This window comes from Marinobacter sp., assembly GCF_052094685.1.
GTDB lineage: Bacteria > Pseudomonadota > Gammaproteobacteria > Pseudomonadales > Oleiphilaceae > Marinobacter.
Map to the genome: position 1 here is coordinate 3759 of NZ_JBQDKB010000035.1, position 16255 is coordinate 20013.

The following is a 16255-nucleotide window of genomic DNA, read 5'->3' on the forward strand; positions in this document are numbered from 1 at the left end:
GGGGATGAACTGCTTCCCTGGAATGATACCGTAAGAGCGCTTGGGGATTATTTTCCGGTCCATAGCTTTGAAGGCGGCAGCCACCGGTTTGAGCACATGGAAGAGGCGTTGAAGCTGATTCGGGAGCATGTGAAGGATTAACGCCAGTGGGAGCTCGGTTTAACGGCAAGCTGACGTTTTTTCATTCGGTTTCGCAGCTGCCGGGTGCGTCAGGGCTCTACCGATCAGGTAACCGGTCACTCCACCGACCAACGCCGACACGGGCCCGATGAGGCCTCCCACCAAGCCACCAACAAACATCAGTACCACGCTTTTCATACAGACTCCTCCCGCCTTCCTGGCAGCTGCATTAGTCCAAGTATAGGGCATTGTGCCCAATGATGAGTTGACCTGTTGATATTGTCTCGCCAAAATACTGTATATTCAAACAGTATTCGGTGTAAAGCATGTCCTGCATTTTGCTAGGTGACTACGAATCTATCTCACGCCTGAACATCCCGATGTTTCTGGAGCGGGTTTCTGCTGGTTTCCCATCGCCGGCGGAAGACTACGTTGAGAAAACCATCGACCTGAACGAGCTGTGTATTCAGCACCCGGCTGCCACGTTCTTTGTGCGGGTTCAGGGAGAGTCCATGGTTGAGGCGGGCATCTATCCTGACGATGTTCTGGTGGTGGATAGGTCACTGAGGGCTGGGCACGGAGACATTATCATTGCCAGTCTTGAAAGCGAGATGACGGTGAAGCAATTACACATCACTCCGCCACCAGTGCGTCTTCTGCCGCGAAATGCTGCTTTCCAGCCCATTGTGGTTGAGGGTGACATGGTGATGGAAGTATTCGGGGTGGTCACCAACGTGATCCGTTCGCTCAAGCGGGGAGGGTAGAGGTGGTATCGGTTGGCCGAGTTCAGTCCGCATTCGCGCTGGTGGACTGCAATAACTTTTACGCCTCCTGCGAGAAGCTGTTCCGTCCGGATCTTCGCAATACGCCTGTGGTCGTGCTATCCAACAATGACGGTTGCGTGGTTGCCCGCTCGAAAGAGTCCAAGGCATTGGGGGTCAAGATGTTTTGTACCACAGATAATGTAACTTGCCTGTTGCAGTCTTAAACCACCCTTTTATACTGAATAAAAATACAGTATTGGAGATTCGAGGGTGGAGTTCCTTCTTGCTACGTCAGAGTTTGAAATCAGGGGCCACTGCTATGAAGGGTTCCCGATTCTTCTCAAAGCCAATCATGATGTGTTTGTCGAAGGAATGGAATTTCTCGTTCATCACTGCTTAAAACGTGGAAGTGTGCAAAGCCGAGGTAGCTGGGAAACGTTTGGAAGAGATCTGTGTGATTATTTCGAGTTCATCGAAGCCAATGGGTTTGATTGGAGAGAGCTTGATCACCGAAATCACGAAACTCTGTTAGCCCTGTATCGGGACATTTCCTTTGATCGATTTAACCTCAATGCCTCAACCGTCAATCGACGACTTCATCTAGTAATCAAGTTCTATCAATTTGCTCTCAAGCAAGGTTGGGTAAGCACACTGCCTTACGACCTTGAGACAGTGAGAGTGAGGCAGACAAAGGGTTTCCTGACACACACAGATACCTCCGGGGGATATGCAGTAAAGCCGGATGTGCTGCTGAAAACCACGCCAACCAGGATTAAAGTCCTCAACAAAGAGCAGGTCGATGAGCTGCTCAAAACTATCAAGAACAAAACTCTCCGATTGATCGTTCGGTTGGCATTGCTGACGGGTTTGCGAAAAGAAGAGCTACTGACGTTTCCAGTTACCTCTGTGTCGGCACCTCAGTCGGTCTCGGCCCGGAGTCATGTGAAGGTTGAGCTAGATCCCCAACAGATGAAAACCAAGGGAGACGTTCCACGGACGATCCATGTGCCTATTTCATTGATGGCGGATCTCTGGGATTACCTGATCCACGAACGTCATGAGACGATTAGACAGCGCGGGACGCACCCGAAGACGCTCTTTGTCACGGCAAAGGGAAAACCCTGGAGTATTCGGACCTCACTCAACAATCAACTGAACAGACTGGACTTATCGTTTGCCTGTCATCCCCATGTACTGCGTCATACCTATGCGACACACACCCTGAAATCGCTGATGACCCGCAAAAGCAATACGTTCAATCCGTTGCTCTATGTGAGAGATCGACTGGGGCACAGTAGCATCGTGACCACCGAAAAATACCTGCACTTTCTGGATGATATCGAAGACGATCTGCGCACCAGCTATCAGGAGGAAATTGAGGACACGGCCAGGGAGGTAGCCTGCGCATGAAAAAAGACTTTACGTTGGTGAGCCAGGAAACTGGGGTGCAGGACGCCGGCAAATCCACGAGTGCGGCGAAGGTCAGTATCGTCGATCAGATGATACCCTCAAATCCGGCAAACACCGTGGTTTCTTTTCCCGAAAGTGCCTCCTCTATAAGAACCGCTGACTTCGGGCCGTTTTACGGTCAGGGCTATGACGACATCACTGCGGCCTGTCAAAGTGCGATTGAAAAGCTGGTTGCTGAGAGCTTGGAGACGAAGGGTAACTCCCTGGCGGTTACAACCGTTGTAGGTTACTGGCTGTACGGTTTTCGCAAAGCTACGCCGTTTCTTTCTTTGCTTCATACAGCCAGTGGCAAAAACCTCTCCATGGGGGACCTGAACACCCATACAATCAATCAGTTCGTGCAGTACCTGAGAAACGAGCCCATCGGATACGTCACGCAAAAGAGCTATTACACGAAGGCCATAGCCCTGCTCAGAGCCTGTTATCGTTTCGGCTTTTGGCCGGAAGTGGATATTAAAACGGTGTGGCCAGCCAACCCCTTTCCGAACTCCAACAAGCGTTCCAAAGGTCAGAAAGCGCTCAGCAAGAACGAGAAACGCCGGGTGGTCAAAGCCCTGCGAAAAGAAATGGAACGGATCGTGGCACACTCTGAGCCGCTAGACAGCTACGATCTCGCGGTGGGTGTGCTTTCCATCGCATTGTCTACGGGTATGAATTGTACGCCCATTCTGGAGCTGGTGACGGACTGCGTGCAGCCCCACCCGTTAAAGTCCAACCTTCGGCTTCTGGTGAGCTTTAAGCGCCGTGGAAATGCCACTCAGGTTGTCGCCTTGAGAAAATCCGAGGAAGTGACCGAGATGGCCAGTATCCATTTGTACGCGGCTGATGCCATTGATCTGATCGTTGAGCGAAACGCGAGCATCCGACGCCAGTTCAGTGACCCGAATCGCTTGCTGGTTTATGAATCCACGAGCAAGCGTTACCAGCAGAAACCAGTCCGGCTGACCAAGAATATGCTTACAGAAAGAGTCAACAGGCTCGTTGATGAACACCAGCTCCAGACCGACGATGGAAGGCCGCTCAAACTGAATATTAGTCGATTGAGACAAACGCTCCTGAACCGCGTCTGGGAAATGTCTGGACAAGACCCTTTGGCGGCGGCCAGAACGGGCCGACACACCATCTCAACAGGGAACGCTCATTATTGGGAAGCTCCTCCGGAGGCCGAAACGAATATGCGGTTCTTGGGCGAGGCCCGCGTTCAAGAACTTCTCAGCGCATCCACCATCATCACCAGTGATCGGACCCCCGTGGCGTCCTGCCAAGATGCGCGGCGGGGGCATCGCGCTCCAAAAAACGGTGAGCCCTGTCAGGACTATTTAGGATGCTTCCGGTGCAAGAGCTTTGTCGTCACCGGCGATGACCTCTATCGCCTGTTCAGCTTCTACTGGGCCGCCCTGCGAAACTACGACAGCTTTGGTGGCAAGCGCTGGACCAAATACCTGAAGCAAGTCGTTCGGCTGATCGATGAAGAGATTGCGCCCCACTTTGATGAGACTCAGGTGAACGAGCAGCGCGAAAAAGCGAAGACGAATCCACACCCCTTCTGGCGAGACCTGAGCATGGCGAGGATGGTGATATGAGCATGGTATCCAAGGCAGTGGTGCTGGCCGACCGTCAACGGCTTCGGGAAGCCCTGCCGAGCGGCGAAGGCTTACTCGGCATTGTCACCACCGATCGGGCAGAGGGGGTACTGTATGTGCTGTCTCGCTACGAAGACATGGTTTGGTGGTTACCGAAGACCGGTTGCCCGACAAGTCTCGTGGACTGCAAGCGCAAGTTGGATTTTGCCCGCATCAGATGTAAACAACTCCGGTCCGAATCCAAAGCAGTCATGGCGAGACTGATCTGGGCAAACACGAAGTTAGCGGTCTCTACAGTTTCTGGCCAGTTCATGAAACTTGTGGTTTGGTTGAACTGGCTGCACGACCAGGGTATCCGAAGCCTTGCCCAAGTCACGCCTATGGTTGCAGACCGCTATGTTCAACACGTAAGCCAGCTCACCTCACCTAACAGGATCGGTGGGCCTCTGGCTCCTGGCACGAAAGCACAACGACTCCTGGTTGTGGAGACGTGCTGGCGCCACCTGCTGGATACACCAAACGGTTTCGACCACCCCTGGCCCGAGAACTCCGCAAGTGCGCTGGCCAAATTGAAACAAGCAACTAAGCCGAAAACCGACATCATTCCGGAAGAGGTGCTGCACCCCCTCTTCCAACAGTCCGAATCCCTGTTGAGCAGGGCTACCGAGTTGCTGGGACATCGAGACGCGGTGGGCGACTATCAATTACGCTACAAAAACCTATCTGGTCAGATAAAGGAAAAATCTCGCTTCCTGAAAACCCGCGGCTGGGATCTGGGTTTTGGAGCCTTAAACAACGCCCTTCGCGAGCTGCGCGATGGTTGCTTCGTGATCATTCTGGCCACCACCGGCATCCGGGCTCATGAGTTGGGCAACATCAGGCGGGATCACTGGTACAGCGAGGTTCGGGATGGTGAGCGTTTTTACTTCCTCGGCTCGCGCTCGGATAAAACCCATGAGGGCGAAACGTCATGGCTGTGCCCCAAGATCGCCATTCACGCCGTGAAGACGCTCGAACGGCTTTCAGAGCCCTTGCAAATTGAGCTTGAACAGGCGCTGGAACATGCCATAGAAGTCGGTGATTATCAGGAGGTGACTCGCTTACAGGAGTGTTCCGAGTGTGTTGGGCTGCTAGAAGCATGAAAAAGGGTAATCCGATAAGCGTGATCAGTTGGCAATCATTGGATGATCGTCTGAAGAGATTTGCAACAGGCCTAAAGCTTGACTGGAAACTAGCATCGCACCAGTTTCGCCGTACATTTGCGAATTACGTTGTCCATCACAAGCTAGGCGACCTTCGGTACCTGCGAGACCACTTCAAGCACTGGAGCCTGGATATGACCATCTTGTATGTAATGAACGAGGCGCAGGATCTGGAGCTTTATGATGAAATCTATGCCGCATTTGAGGAAAAGCGTCAAGCCATCGTCGGTCACTGGCTGGAGCCGGACACACCGCTCTCCGGTGGCATGGGGGAGCATGTCCGTCAGATGCGAAGCCGTACCGAGAAGACTCGCACCTATAAAGATCGTCGGGAAATGGTTCAGGCCATCAGTGAACTGGTGTACTTGCGGTCCACAGGCATTGCCTGGTGCACCAATGACACCGGCGTAGACTGTGCAGGTGGCCAGTGCGAGAACTGTGAGCACGGTTGCATTGACGATAACCACAAGCCGTTCTGGGAAGGCCTTTACCAGCAACAAATTGAGCTGCGCCAGATCGAGGATCTGGACGCCTCGGGATCGAAGACCGTCGAAAGGACCATGGATCGATGCGAGAAGGTCCTGGCCGATCTCGGCGTAGACATCAACCGCCTCAAGGAGCAACTGGCCGATGTCGAAACCATCTGAGTCAGAGACTCACAAACGAATCCGCATGGCCATCGTGCGACTGGAAAAAGGCCAGCCCAAGTTAGTTGAGAAAGGGCGGAAGGTCTCGGTGGCTGCCGTGGCTGAGGAAGCTGGAGTCAGTCGTGCCCTGATTCACAAAGACTATCCTGACTTGATGGAACGCATCCGGGGCAATGCCAACAAAGCGATCCAGAGCCAGCGTGACGAGAAGCATCTCCAGCTCAAACAGGAGCGCTTCAAGAATCGTCAGCTACGTTCAAAGATCGTGGATCTAACGGAGCAGCGCAATGCACTTGCCTCAAAAAACGCTACCTTGGCACTCGAAAACCGTCGTCTGTTGGCTATTTTAGAGAGTAAAAACGTGACAGTTTTTAGGGGGAAACCGAGTGAGTAGTGCTATACATATTTTGGCCGCCCGGTATTAAACAGAAGCGAACGTTCGAGTCCGGGGATTGCTCAGAAGCCTCCAAACTTGGGATGGCCCCAATTCGCTGGATAACGTTGGTGTCAGGTCGAGGAATCCTCGGATATATCGCCTCAATTTGAATGTTTACTATAGCCATGGTTTTCAAATGCATAACTGCAAGGAGAAAGGGTAGGTAAGCTTTCTGATCAAGTCGACTGGCAATATCTGCTGCGTGAGTTTTGGCTACTTTATCGGTTTGGTTCAGCCGGTGGAAACCCGACTATACGTCCTCATCAAAAAGAGGCTCGTAACCGGCTAAACGCCGAGCTGGAAAAGAATCCCGCAGTTGCGTTCAACCAACCCAATCACTTGCCCGTATGCGATTGGTTGAATCGAGCCATTGATCAGGGCCTAAACGAGCGCACTGCGCCTCTGGCCAGAGCGTTAATGCGTGTTCAGGAGCAACTGACTTGGCGATATGGCTATGAGCGTATGCGTCCCGGATTGGCCCGAAAATACGCGTATGCTGAATTGCTCGGCTCGAACGGCCCAGTAATCAGTGAAAATTTGATTCTGAGTGTGGTGCTGTTTGCGCCTAAGCACATACCCTGAACATAGCCATGACTGTAAAAAGTCATGAATGTTTGGCTGGCGACCTAGAAACGACACATGATGTCGTTTTAGTTGGGTAAACTACCTCTGTGAGCGATTAGGTTGGCCTCACCCCGATACTGCTTATCAGTCACATCCACTGGTACTTTCTTAGGAGAAAAGCATTGTGAACAAACCTGCAAGGCAGCTCTCAATAAGTACTAGGGTCGTTTTTGATCTTAGCGTTATCCTCAACTACGACATCCAAATAAGTGTGGAAGATTGGCACTCAGAGACCCCCCTAAAATGGTGTAGCAAAACTGACGAGAGCATTCTCGCTGAGGGCCGGTTTCTAAAAGCGCCTGGGTTGCCGTTGTTCACACTGGAAGACGAGACAGGAAAGCGGATTTCAGATGGTATTCCCCTACCCGTACTTGAAATTACTCGATTAATGCCGGCGATGGCTTTTGAATTGGCTCAAGCTTGTGCATCTTCTCAAGCAGCCAGCGAGCTGGCCGAAAGCTCGCCACTTCTGTTCATACTGCTGGTTGACTATGCTCGCAATTACTCGATCACGCGTGAGGTGTTTGAGGAATTCCTAAGACTGAAACGAACTACCATGCTTGGGCACTTTGGGTTGCTCCAAAACAAGTCGGTGGTGAAGCTCATAAGCCGAATTGAGCTAACCCCCCTTCTTCCTTGGGAGCTCAAGGATGTGACGGACACGTTGCGCCAAACCGAATTTATCGAGTTATTAAGGCACCATCCTAATGTGCATTTGAACCACCTACGATTCCTGCGCCGTCAAAAACATCCGTTGTGGCCGGGGATGCTTCATCTTGTCGATAGAAACTCCACCGCTATCGACATAACTTGGCTGATCCGAATGATTCGAGACATCTTGGAAATGGCGGAAGACAATGCGCTTCGCCTTAGACAGGTTCATTCTCGGGACGCTCTGCAAGAACTACACGACCGTCTAGTAGGTCAGTTCAACAGGGTGCAGATAGCTCAGACATTCGTTCAATCGCAAAGAACTGATGAGTACCCAGAAGCTCCCATTCGGGCTATCGACGGCATTGAACCCCTAACATCTTGGTCGGAGTTGCTGGATGAGGGGGTGTCTATGAATCACTGTGTGGGAAGTTACGATCTGCGAGTGGCAGAGCGAAAAGTATTTATTTATCGAATGGTTCATCCCGAACGTTTGACCATTTCACTGGAGTATCGAAACAACCGTTGGGTTTTAGGCGAAGTGTGTAAAAGTCGAAATGCCAACCCCTCGACTGCGGCCTTGGATTATATTCGCCGTTGGGTCGAGGGATTGGAGTCATAACGCTATGCTCTGCATCCACAACGCATGTGGGTATTGTGGATCGATAGAGAATCTCTTTTTCTAGCTAGCTCAGCACACGCCCTTATTTTTAAATTTTTCTTCTAATGCTCTGAAGGATTCGCATGCCGTCAGCATGCCTAAAACCTCTTCTGCTAGCTTGATAAAACGCTGCTCTTGTTCCGCCATTGTTTCCGTGCCCCTGAACACATCAATCATAGGGTATTCGAGATAGAGTGGATGCCATGGATTGAACGGGTTCGCTTCAGCGCGATGATTATAAAATACCCATCCGCGACTGCTTTTAGCCGCCTGGTCTGCTAGATCTTTAATCAGCTCTTTATATTCAGCCCATTCTGGATAATCGGCATGATACTTCCCTGAAATGCTGATTTTTAGACACATTTTAAGGCCATCTTTGAGTCGATTCTCAACTCTGTGATCCCAGCCATCAAGGAAAAAACCTACAAAAACACCCGGGGTCCAAGTTGCATCAGCACCGGTTTCAGAACTCTGTCGAGAGAACTGAATGCCCAAAACACCCTCTTTTTTCTTCACTTCACTTCGGTAGCCAGGCATTGACCATTCATTTTTAATAGCAATGTGCATAAGGGCTTCTAATTGACTGCTTAGACTTATTGCTTCTTGGTAATGAAAAATGGCTGTATGGCTGATCGGAGCAGCCGGTCCTAGACCCTCAGATTTTAGTAACTGCAAAAAGTCTTTAATGATCCAGGCATTTGCACTCTGTCTGCTAACTTCTAAATGGTTTTCAAAGAGAACATAAATATCATCCCAGCAAAGTGCTAAATCAGGATTTTGAGCATGTTGTGAGTGGTGACCAGTGATGAGGATAAGACGGTAATCAGTACCAGCATCTTGGTGATAGTCGCGATAGTTCTTTAACTGATTATCGTGCAGTCCAGCCCATACCTTGTGCTCAAACACCATCCTCATGCCCGGCCACTTGGCTTCCATGTCCGGAAATACACCGTTATAGTTTGCTTGCGTAGACCAAATGACATCGCCACTCGGCAAAGAGAATTTTTTATCTGTATCACTCAGTTGTTGCGCGATATGGTTAATTAATGAGTGGCTAAGCCCATCATCTTTACGCAACAACCAAGCAAAAGCTTCTGTAATAAAATTTTCGACTGGATTAGTGTTTTCTCTTGGGCGATATTTTCGAAGACTTGTAAGCAAGCTACCCATTACATTCCCTTAATTATTCCTCACGCTTTTTATCAAGCGCCTTGTTTGACTGAAAATACACGCCCGCTGAATAAAACGATGAAATGCTGTATTTTAGAGTTTTGTCGCGTGGTTTCCGGGCTCGCGCCATCCATGACTCGTTAAACAGCGCGAACGCGAATGGATTCTAATGTTTTGTGATCAAGTTTACGACCGTCATCGTGGCGCATGAGTGTAGATATCCGATAAGCTTGGCGAACGACCACTACATTATAAATGATGTTCGCTTATATTCGCACCCATTAGTAAGTATGCCTGAACTACGCATTTTAAAGGCCTCGCGCGCGATTTCAACCGAGTTTATTATCCGGCCTACCAATTGTCGATTTTGGGATGTAAATCTCGGCATGATTTTGTAAACGAATATCGACATTTGGTCTTTATGGAGGCCTCAACCGATTTAAAAATCGACGCTGATCCTGCCCCGGAAATTTGTTTCAAAACTTGAAGATCCGGAATCCTAGTTGCCCTGAGCCAGACATAAATGCCGATATCAGGGCGCCGCATAAGGTCTGCTTAGAGAATAAAGCGCAGGCGTTGCGCCCAAATTTGAATGTCCGCTTTGCGACCTTAACGGCCGAATTATGCTGGTAATCTACGGCCAGAACCGGCCAAAATATTGTCACATTATCAGAGTGAAAACCTGAAAAAGTGTAACTCCGACTCTTTTCAATCTTTTCAGTCACTTATAAGGTTGTTACATGTAACCACAGGACTAATAAAATGGGCGTGCCGGTCCATCACATCAAATCGGAAATTCGTCGGTACGGTATTCAGGTGTTCTCGTCCAACTACACCCTCTATGGCGACATGAGCCGGCGGGTTATGACAACACTCGAAGGCCTGGCCCCACGAGTGGATGTCTATTCTATTGATGAGGCCTTTCTGGATCTCACCGGTATTGACCGGGTAGTGGCCTTCGAGGACTTTGGCCGAGCGATCAAAGACGCCGTGCATCAAAACGTCGGCTTGCCGGTCTGTGTGGGTATTGCCCCCACGCGAACACTGGCAAAACTCGCCAACCATGCCGCCAAGAAATACCCGGCGACCGGAGGCGTGGTGGATCTGACAGACCCCGCTCGGCAACGGCGGTTGATGGCTCAGGTACCGGTTGAGGACGTTTGGGGTGTCGGGCGAAAACTCAGTGCCAGACTTCAGGCTATGGGCATTGTCACGGCATTACAGTTAGCCGATACCCATCTGGCGACGCTCAGAAAACAGTTCTCTGTCGTGTTGGAACGCACGGCCCGGGAACTCAATGGCGTGCCCTGTGTACCGTGGGAGGATGTGCCGACCCCCAAGAAGCAAATCATGTGCTCCCGATCGTTTGGACAGCCCATTCAGGAACTGAGTGACCTTGAGGAAGCCGTTGCGCACTTTGCAACACGCGCGACCGAGAAGCTTCGGGGAGGCCAGCAATATACGGGGGAGCTTATGGTGTTCATCCGAACTAACCCCTTCAAAACTGCAGCACCGCAGTATTCACGCAGTGCCAGCGTGAAGCTCATCCAGTCCAGCCAGGACTCCCGGGTTATTGTGAACCAGGCTCTGAACCTGCTTCGACCGATGTACCGGGAAGGATTTGATTACGCTAAGGCCGGCGTTATGTTGGGGGAGCTAGTGGAAGAAGCGGGGCTTCAAGAAGATCTCTTCCAGGCCGCCCCAGAGCAAGTGCCAGACAATGGTAGATCGGAACGCCTGATGGCGGTGATGGATGCCATCAACTGGAAATCCAGGGCTACGGTCTACATGGCCAGAGAGGCAGGGCCTGCGGCTTATGCGATGCGCAGGGGGCATTTGTCGCCGGCGTATACGACCTGTTGGGATGACTTGCCAAAGGTTCGTTAATAAACAAAAGCGAACATTCGCACAGCGACCAATCCAAACTTAAGAGCCTTTGGAACACTGCATCTGCTTGAACTTATGCACGGTGTTGATGTTCATGGGACTGGCCAATTCGTCCAAATTGCTTATCTCCGTTTATTCTTCCTATTCATAACGATTCCATTTTTTCGTGTTTCTATTTCTAACCTGCCACCGGTAACCTCGCTTCCATGTTGAAACAGTCCATGGAGCAAACCATGAGCGACAGAAATCCGAAGCTGGTACAAGAACTGTCCAGCCTCATCGAGAACCTGATTGGCAGGCTGGACTTTGGCACCGTCGAACTGACGTTCCATCAGGGCCAGCTTGTGCAACTGGAAAAGCGGGAGAAGGTGCGGTTCGACCAGCCCGCCAATCCAAATCGATAAATCAACGTTCTGACCAAAATCTATCGACCGACCGGACCACCGGAGGCAGATACCAAAATACCTTTGAGGAGTTTGATATGTCTCTGTTCCGGAAACCCTTGCTGGCTTTCACCGCCAGTGTCTTATTGGCCACATCTATTGCCGGCACGGCACAGGCCGAGGATATATCTATTCTGAATGTGTCCTATGACCCAACCCGTGAGTTCTACCGGGAATACAACGAAACTTTCGCCAAATACTGGCAGGAAAAAACCGGCGACACCGTGACAGTGCGCCAGTCACACGGGGGCGCCGGTTCCCAGGCCAGGGCCATTATTGATGGTCTGGATGGCGACGTGGCAACGCTGGCACTGGCCTACGACATTGATCAGTTCCACGCGAAAGCCGGTCTGATTCCCGCCGACTGGCAGCAGCGCCTGCCCAACAACAGCGCACCTTATACCTCAACCATCGTATTGCTGGTTCGCGACGGCAACCCCAAGAACATTCAGGGTTGGGACGATCTGGTCCGGGACGATGTGGAGGTTATCACCCCGAACCCGAAAACGTCCGGCGGCGCGCGCTGGAACTATCTGGCGGCCTGGGGTTACGCGCTGAACAAATTCGATGGTGACGAAACCAAGACCTTTGAATTCGTCCGTGACATCTACAAGCGCGTGCCGGTTCTGGATTCCGGTGCCCGTGGATCCACCAATACCTTTGTTCAGCGGGGCATTGGCGATGTGTTCATTGCCTGGGAGAACGAAGCGATCCTGTCTGTGGAGAAGCTCGGCAAGGGTGACTTCGAGATCATTGTGCCTTCGGTCAGCATCCTGGCGGAGCCCCCGGTTACCGTTCTCGACAAGAACGTGGACCGCAAGGGTACCCGGGAAGTGGCCGAAGCCTACCTTGAGCGCCTGTATACCGACGAGGCTCAGCGCCTGGCCGGCAAGCACTATTACCGCCCGAGCAACCCGGAGATTGCCAAAGAGTTTTCCGATGCCTTCCCTGACGTAAACCTGTTCACGGTGAATGACGTGTTTGGCAGCTGGACCCAGGCCCAGGAAACCCATTTCAACGATGGTGGCCATTTCGACGATATCCTGCAGGCAATCGCAGGCCGTTAAACCTATCGATCCAGACCCCCGGCACAGCACACGCTGCCCGGGGGCTTTGTAAGGTCAAAACACTATGGCTGTTATCAAGCAACGCGTCATACCCGGCTTCGGGCTGACGATGGGCTTCTCTCTTTTCTACCTCAGCGTCATTTTCATTATCCCGGTGGCCGGGCTGCTGTTGTATACCTCCATGATGAGTTGGGAAGATTTTTGGAAGGCGGTCAGCCACCCGCAGGTGGTTGCCTCCTACAAGCTGTCGTTCGGCGCATCGTTGATTGGTGCCACCATTAACCTGGTGTTCGGCGGCCTGGTGGCCTGGGTTCTGGTTCGCTATCACTTCCCGGGCAAGCGATTCATCGACGCCCTGGTGGACCTGCCATTTGCGCTGCCGACGGCGGTCGCGGGCATCGCGCTGGTCACTCTGTATGCCTCCACCGGCTGGGTTGGGCAGTACCTTCAGGTTGCCGGAATCAAGGTGGCTTACACGCAACTCGGGGTTGTGATTGCGCTGACCTACATCGGCCTGCCGTTTGTGGTGCGCACGGTGCAACCGGTGCTGGAAGATCTGGAGTCTGAGCTGGAGGAAGCCTCGGCCAGCCTGGGCGCGGGCCGGTTTACCACGATCCGGCGCGTAGTGTTCCCGGCGCTGGTGCCGGCACTGCTTACCGGGTATGCACTGGCGTTTGCCCGCGCGGTGGGCGAATACGGCTCGGTGGTGTTTATCTCCGGGAACCTGCCCTATAGAACTGAAATCACCCCGCTACTGATCGTTGCCAAAACTGAGCAATACGACTACCAGGGTGCGGCAGCCATCGGCACCGTCATGCTGGTCACCGCTTTCCTGCTTCTGCTGGCCATCAACGGCCTGCAGTGGTGGACACAACGCCGGGGTGTATGACATGACAACAGAAGCTGTTACCTACGAAAGCAATCCTGAACTGTCGGCCCGATGGCGCCGTGCCACGGCCGAGCCGGCCTGGGTTCGTCTGACCCTGATAACCATTGCCCTCGTGTTCATTGCTGCGTTTCTGGTGCTGCCGCTTACGGTGGTGTTGTACGGCGCTTTCGAACAAGGGTTGAAAGTGTGGTGGGCGGCCATCAATGAGCCCGACGCATTGGCCGCAATCCGGCTGTCGCTGTTCGTGGTGGTCATCGTTATCCCCATTAACCTGGTGTTTGGCGTCGCAGCGGCCTGGGCCATCGCGAAGTTCGAGTTCCGGGGTAAATCGATACTGATCTCGCTGATCGACATGCCGTTCGCCATCTCGCCGGTGGTGGTCGGACTGATCTTCGTGATTCTGTTCGGCTCCCAGGGCTGGCTGGGTCCCTGGCTTGCGGCCCATGATCTCCGAATCATCTTCGCCGTGCCTGGCATCGTGATCGTGATCGCCTTCGGCACGCTCCCCTTCATCGCCCGGGAGCTGATTCCGCTAATGCAGCAACAGGGCAAGGAAGAAGAGGAGGCATCGCTGACCCTGGGTGCCAGTGGCTGGAAAACCTTCTGGTACGTCACCCTGCCGAACATCAAATGGGGGCTGATCTATGGCGTGATTCTCTGTAACGCCCGCGCTCTGGGTGAGTTTGGCGCCGTGGCGGTGGTATCCGGCCGTATTCGGGGAGAGACCAACACCATGCCGCTGCACATAGAAGTGCTCTACAACGAATATATGTTCACGGCAGCGTTTGCGGTCTCGTCTCTGCTGACCGGCCTCGCGCTGGTCACCATTGCCATCAAAAGTTTTGTCGAATGGCTGGATGAGCGCCAGCATCCGGCGGGAAACAGCCAGTGAGGACACTCCCATGAGTATTGAGATTGATCGGGTTAACAAACGTTTTAACGACTTCGTCGCGGTAGATGATGTCAGCCTCTCCCTGAAGGATGGCGAGCTGACGGCATTGTTGGGGCCATCCGGATCAGGCAAAACCACACTACTGCGGATCATCGCAGGTCTGGAGCAGCCAGACAGTGGCCGAATCCGCTTTCAGGGCGAAGACACCACCGATATGCATGTGAGCGATCGGGGCGTTGGCTTTGTTTTCCAGCATTATGCGCTGTTCAAACACATGAACGTGTTTGAAAACGTTGCCTATGGCCTGACGGTGAAGCCTCGTAGCCAGCGGCCCAGCAAAGAGGAAATCCGCCGCAAAGTCATGCACCTGCTGGAAATGGTGCAACTGGACTGGACTGCAGACCGGCTGCCGTCCCAGCTTTCGGGCGGCCAGCGCCAGCGCATCGCTCTGGCCAGGGCATTGGCGGTCGAGCCCCGGGTTCTGCTACTGGATGAGCCGTTCGGCGCCCTCGATGCCAAGGTGCGTGCCGAGCTGCGCCGCTGGCTTCGCCGTCTGCACGACGACATTCACGTGACCAGCGTCTTCGTCACCCACGATCAGGAAGAGGCTCTGGAAGTCTCAGATCGCGTGGTGGTAATGAACCATGGCAGGGTGGAGCAGGATGGACACCCGGAAACCGTTTATGACCACCCCGCCAACGAATTTGTGTACCAGTTTCTGGGTAACGTTAACCTGTTCCACGCACGGGTAAACGATGGTGTCGCCCGGATTGGCTCGGTCAAACTGTCGGCGCCCGAGTTTGATGGACATCTAGATAGCCAGGCCTTTGCCTATGTGCGGCCGCATGACATTGAGGTGCTGCCGCACCGCACTGAAGAGTCGCTGCACGCGGAGATAGAGCTGGTATCTGTTGTTGGACCCACGGTTCGCCTGGAACTGAAAACCGATAACAGTGAACAGGTGGTTCATGCGGAAATGCCCAAGCACCAGTTCAAGAGTCTTGGCCTGACCCAGGGCGGTGATGCCTGGATACGACCGGTGAACAGCCGGGTATTCCTGCGGGATGAAGACATTAAACGACCGGATTGATTCTGCAGAATTAAAGGAGAAAACAATGCACATTGTCGCCCTGCTGGGCAGCCCGAACGTGAAATCCCGCTCCAGCGCCCTGGCCGAGTATCTGCTTGGCGAGCTGGCAAAACGGGATGTGGAAGTGCGCACTTACAGTGTGGAAAGTTTCGATGCCAACAGCCTGCTGCGGGCTGACTTCAAGAGCGATCAGGTACAGGCGTACCTGAAAGATGCCGCGGGCGCGGCCGGATTGATCGTGTCTACGCCGGTGTACAAGGCCTCCATCTCAGGGGTTCTGAAAACCCTGCTGGACCTGATCCCCGAAGGCGGCTTGCAGCATAAGAGTGTGCTGCCGGTGGCCTCCGGAGGATCACCGGCCCACATGCTGGCCGTGGATCACGCCCTGCAGCCGATTTTCATCAATCTGAAGGCGGAAAAAGCGCTTCCGGTGGTCTTCTCCCCGGACAGCCACTTCGAGAAAACCGAAACCGGGGACTATCTGATTGGCGAGGAGATCCTGCAGCGCCTGGACGTTGCTCTGGATCGCTTTATCGATGGCTTTGAGTCCCACCCGGACCATCCGGTAAGCCGGGACCGGACTCACTCCCGGCTTGGCGAGACGCTGGCGGTGTAACCACAAGCTCTGGCCGCCTGCCGAACACAGGGTTGCCAGCGCA

At 53.0% G+C, this 16255-nt stretch carries 18 protein-coding genes; 16 read left to right on the forward strand and 2 right to left on the reverse strand.

Annotation, left to right across the window (positions count from 1 at the left end; translation table 11 throughout):
• Positions 1-159: 159 nt before the first annotated feature.
• Positions 160-318, reverse strand: coding sequence for a hypothetical protein (locus ACTH3S_RS08940; RefSeq protein WP_417500900.1), 159 nt, complete (start codon positions 316-318; stop codon positions 160-162).
• 128 nt (positions 319-446) lie between these two features.
• Here ACTH3S_RS08940 and umuD point away from each other — a divergent pair, with 128 nt between their 5' ends.
• The 9 genes from umuD (at position 447) to ACTH3S_RS08985 (ending at position 8119) form a co-directional block, all read left to right on the forward strand.
• Entirely contained in the window at positions 447-884 is a 438-nt protein-coding gene (gene umuD, locus ACTH3S_RS08945) for a translesion error-prone DNA polymerase V autoproteolytic subunit (protein WP_247114310.1), read from the forward strand.
• Between the two features lie 2 nt (positions 885-886).
• A complete protein-coding gene (locus tag ACTH3S_RS08950) occupies positions 887-1108 on the forward strand; it encodes a Y-family DNA polymerase (protein WP_441808667.1) in 222 nt (73 codons plus the stop codon).
• A gap of 46 nt (positions 1109-1154) precedes the next feature.
• Positions 1155-2294: a tyrosine-type recombinase/integrase gene (locus tag ACTH3S_RS08955; protein WP_011784717.1), complete on the forward strand. Its 1140-nt coding sequence runs from the start codon at positions 1155-1157 to the stop codon at positions 2292-2294.
• Positions 2291-3937, forward strand: a complete 1647-nt coding sequence (locus tag ACTH3S_RS08960; protein ID WP_339807211.1) for a hypothetical protein — start codon at positions 2291-2293, stop codon at positions 3935-3937. Before ACTH3S_RS08955 ends, ACTH3S_RS08960 begins: the two co-directional genes overlap by 4 nt.
• Positions 3934-5079 carry a hypothetical protein gene (locus tag ACTH3S_RS08965; protein WP_441808668.1) on the forward strand — a complete coding sequence of 382 codons (1146 nt, stop codon included), beginning with the start codon at positions 3934-3936 and terminating at the stop codon, positions 5077-5079. The genes ACTH3S_RS08960 and ACTH3S_RS08965 overlap by 4 nt, the downstream gene beginning before the upstream one ends.
• Before the next feature lie 194 nt (positions 5080-5273).
• Positions 5274-5786 (forward strand): hypothetical protein, encoded by a 513-nt coding sequence (locus ACTH3S_RS08970; RefSeq protein WP_441808669.1) that lies wholly within the window; start codon positions 5274-5276, stop codon positions 5784-5786.
• Complete coding sequence (locus ACTH3S_RS08975) at positions 5770-6180, forward strand: DUF6262 family protein (protein ID WP_022991563.1); 411 nt, start codon at positions 5770-5772, stop codon at positions 6178-6180. The genes ACTH3S_RS08970 and ACTH3S_RS08975 overlap by 17 nt, the downstream gene beginning before the upstream one ends.
• A 339-nt stretch (positions 6181-6519) precedes the next feature.
• Complete coding sequence (locus tag ACTH3S_RS08980; protein WP_441808694.1) at positions 6520-6804, forward strand: dimethylsulfonioproprionate lyase family protein; 285 nt, start codon at positions 6520-6522, stop codon at positions 6802-6804.
• Positions 6805-6970: 166 nt separating this feature from the next.
• Positions 6971-8119, forward strand: a complete 1149-nt coding sequence (locus ACTH3S_RS08985; protein ID WP_441808670.1) for a PcfJ domain-containing protein — start codon at positions 6971-6973, stop codon at positions 8117-8119.
• A gap of 69 nt (positions 8120-8188) precedes the next feature.
• On the opposite strand, the gene ACTH3S_RS08990 is transcribed toward ACTH3S_RS08985, so the two are convergent.
• Complete coding sequence (locus ACTH3S_RS08990; RefSeq protein ID WP_441808671.1) at positions 8189-9328, reverse strand: hypothetical protein; 1140 nt, start codon at positions 9326-9328, stop codon at positions 8189-8191.
• A gap of 711 nt (positions 9329-10039) precedes the next feature.
• Between ACTH3S_RS08990 and umuC the strand changes: the two genes are divergently transcribed.
• The 7 genes from umuC (at position 10040) to ssuE (ending at position 16212) form a co-directional block, all read left to right on the forward strand.
• Complete coding sequence (gene umuC / locus ACTH3S_RS08995) at positions 10040-11215, forward strand: translesion error-prone DNA polymerase V subunit UmuC (protein ID WP_441808695.1); 1176 nt, start codon at positions 10040-10042, stop codon at positions 11213-11215.
• Positions 11216-11448: 233 nt separating this feature from the next.
• Entirely contained in the window at positions 11449-11619 is a 171-nt protein-coding gene (locus ACTH3S_RS09000) for a YezD family protein (RefSeq protein ID WP_441808672.1), read from the forward strand.
• 77 nt (positions 11620-11696) lie between these two features.
• Positions 11697-12725 carry a sulfate ABC transporter substrate-binding protein gene (locus ACTH3S_RS09005; RefSeq protein WP_441808673.1) on the forward strand — a complete coding sequence of 343 codons (1029 nt, stop codon included), beginning with the start codon at positions 11697-11699 and terminating at the stop codon, positions 12723-12725.
• 64 nt (positions 12726-12789) lie between these two features.
• Entirely contained in the window at positions 12790-13614 is an 825-nt protein-coding gene (gene cysT, locus ACTH3S_RS09010; protein ID WP_441808674.1) for a sulfate ABC transporter permease subunit CysT, read from the forward strand.
• Position 13615: 1 nt separating this feature from the next.
• Positions 13616-14506, forward strand: a complete 891-nt coding sequence (gene cysW, locus ACTH3S_RS09015) for a sulfate ABC transporter permease subunit CysW (protein ID WP_441808675.1) — start codon at positions 13616-13618, stop codon at positions 14504-14506.
• A gap of 10 nt (positions 14507-14516) precedes the next feature.
• Positions 14517-15596: a sulfate/molybdate ABC transporter ATP-binding protein gene (locus tag ACTH3S_RS09020; RefSeq protein ID WP_441808676.1), complete on the forward strand. Its 1080-nt coding sequence runs from the start codon at positions 14517-14519 to the stop codon at positions 15594-15596.
• A gap of 25 nt (positions 15597-15621) precedes the next feature.
• Positions 15622-16212 (forward strand): NADPH-dependent FMN reductase, encoded by a 591-nt coding sequence (ssuE, locus tag ACTH3S_RS09025; RefSeq protein WP_441808677.1) that lies wholly within the window; start codon positions 15622-15624, stop codon positions 16210-16212.
• The last annotated feature ends 43 nt before the right edge of the window (positions 16213-16255 follow it).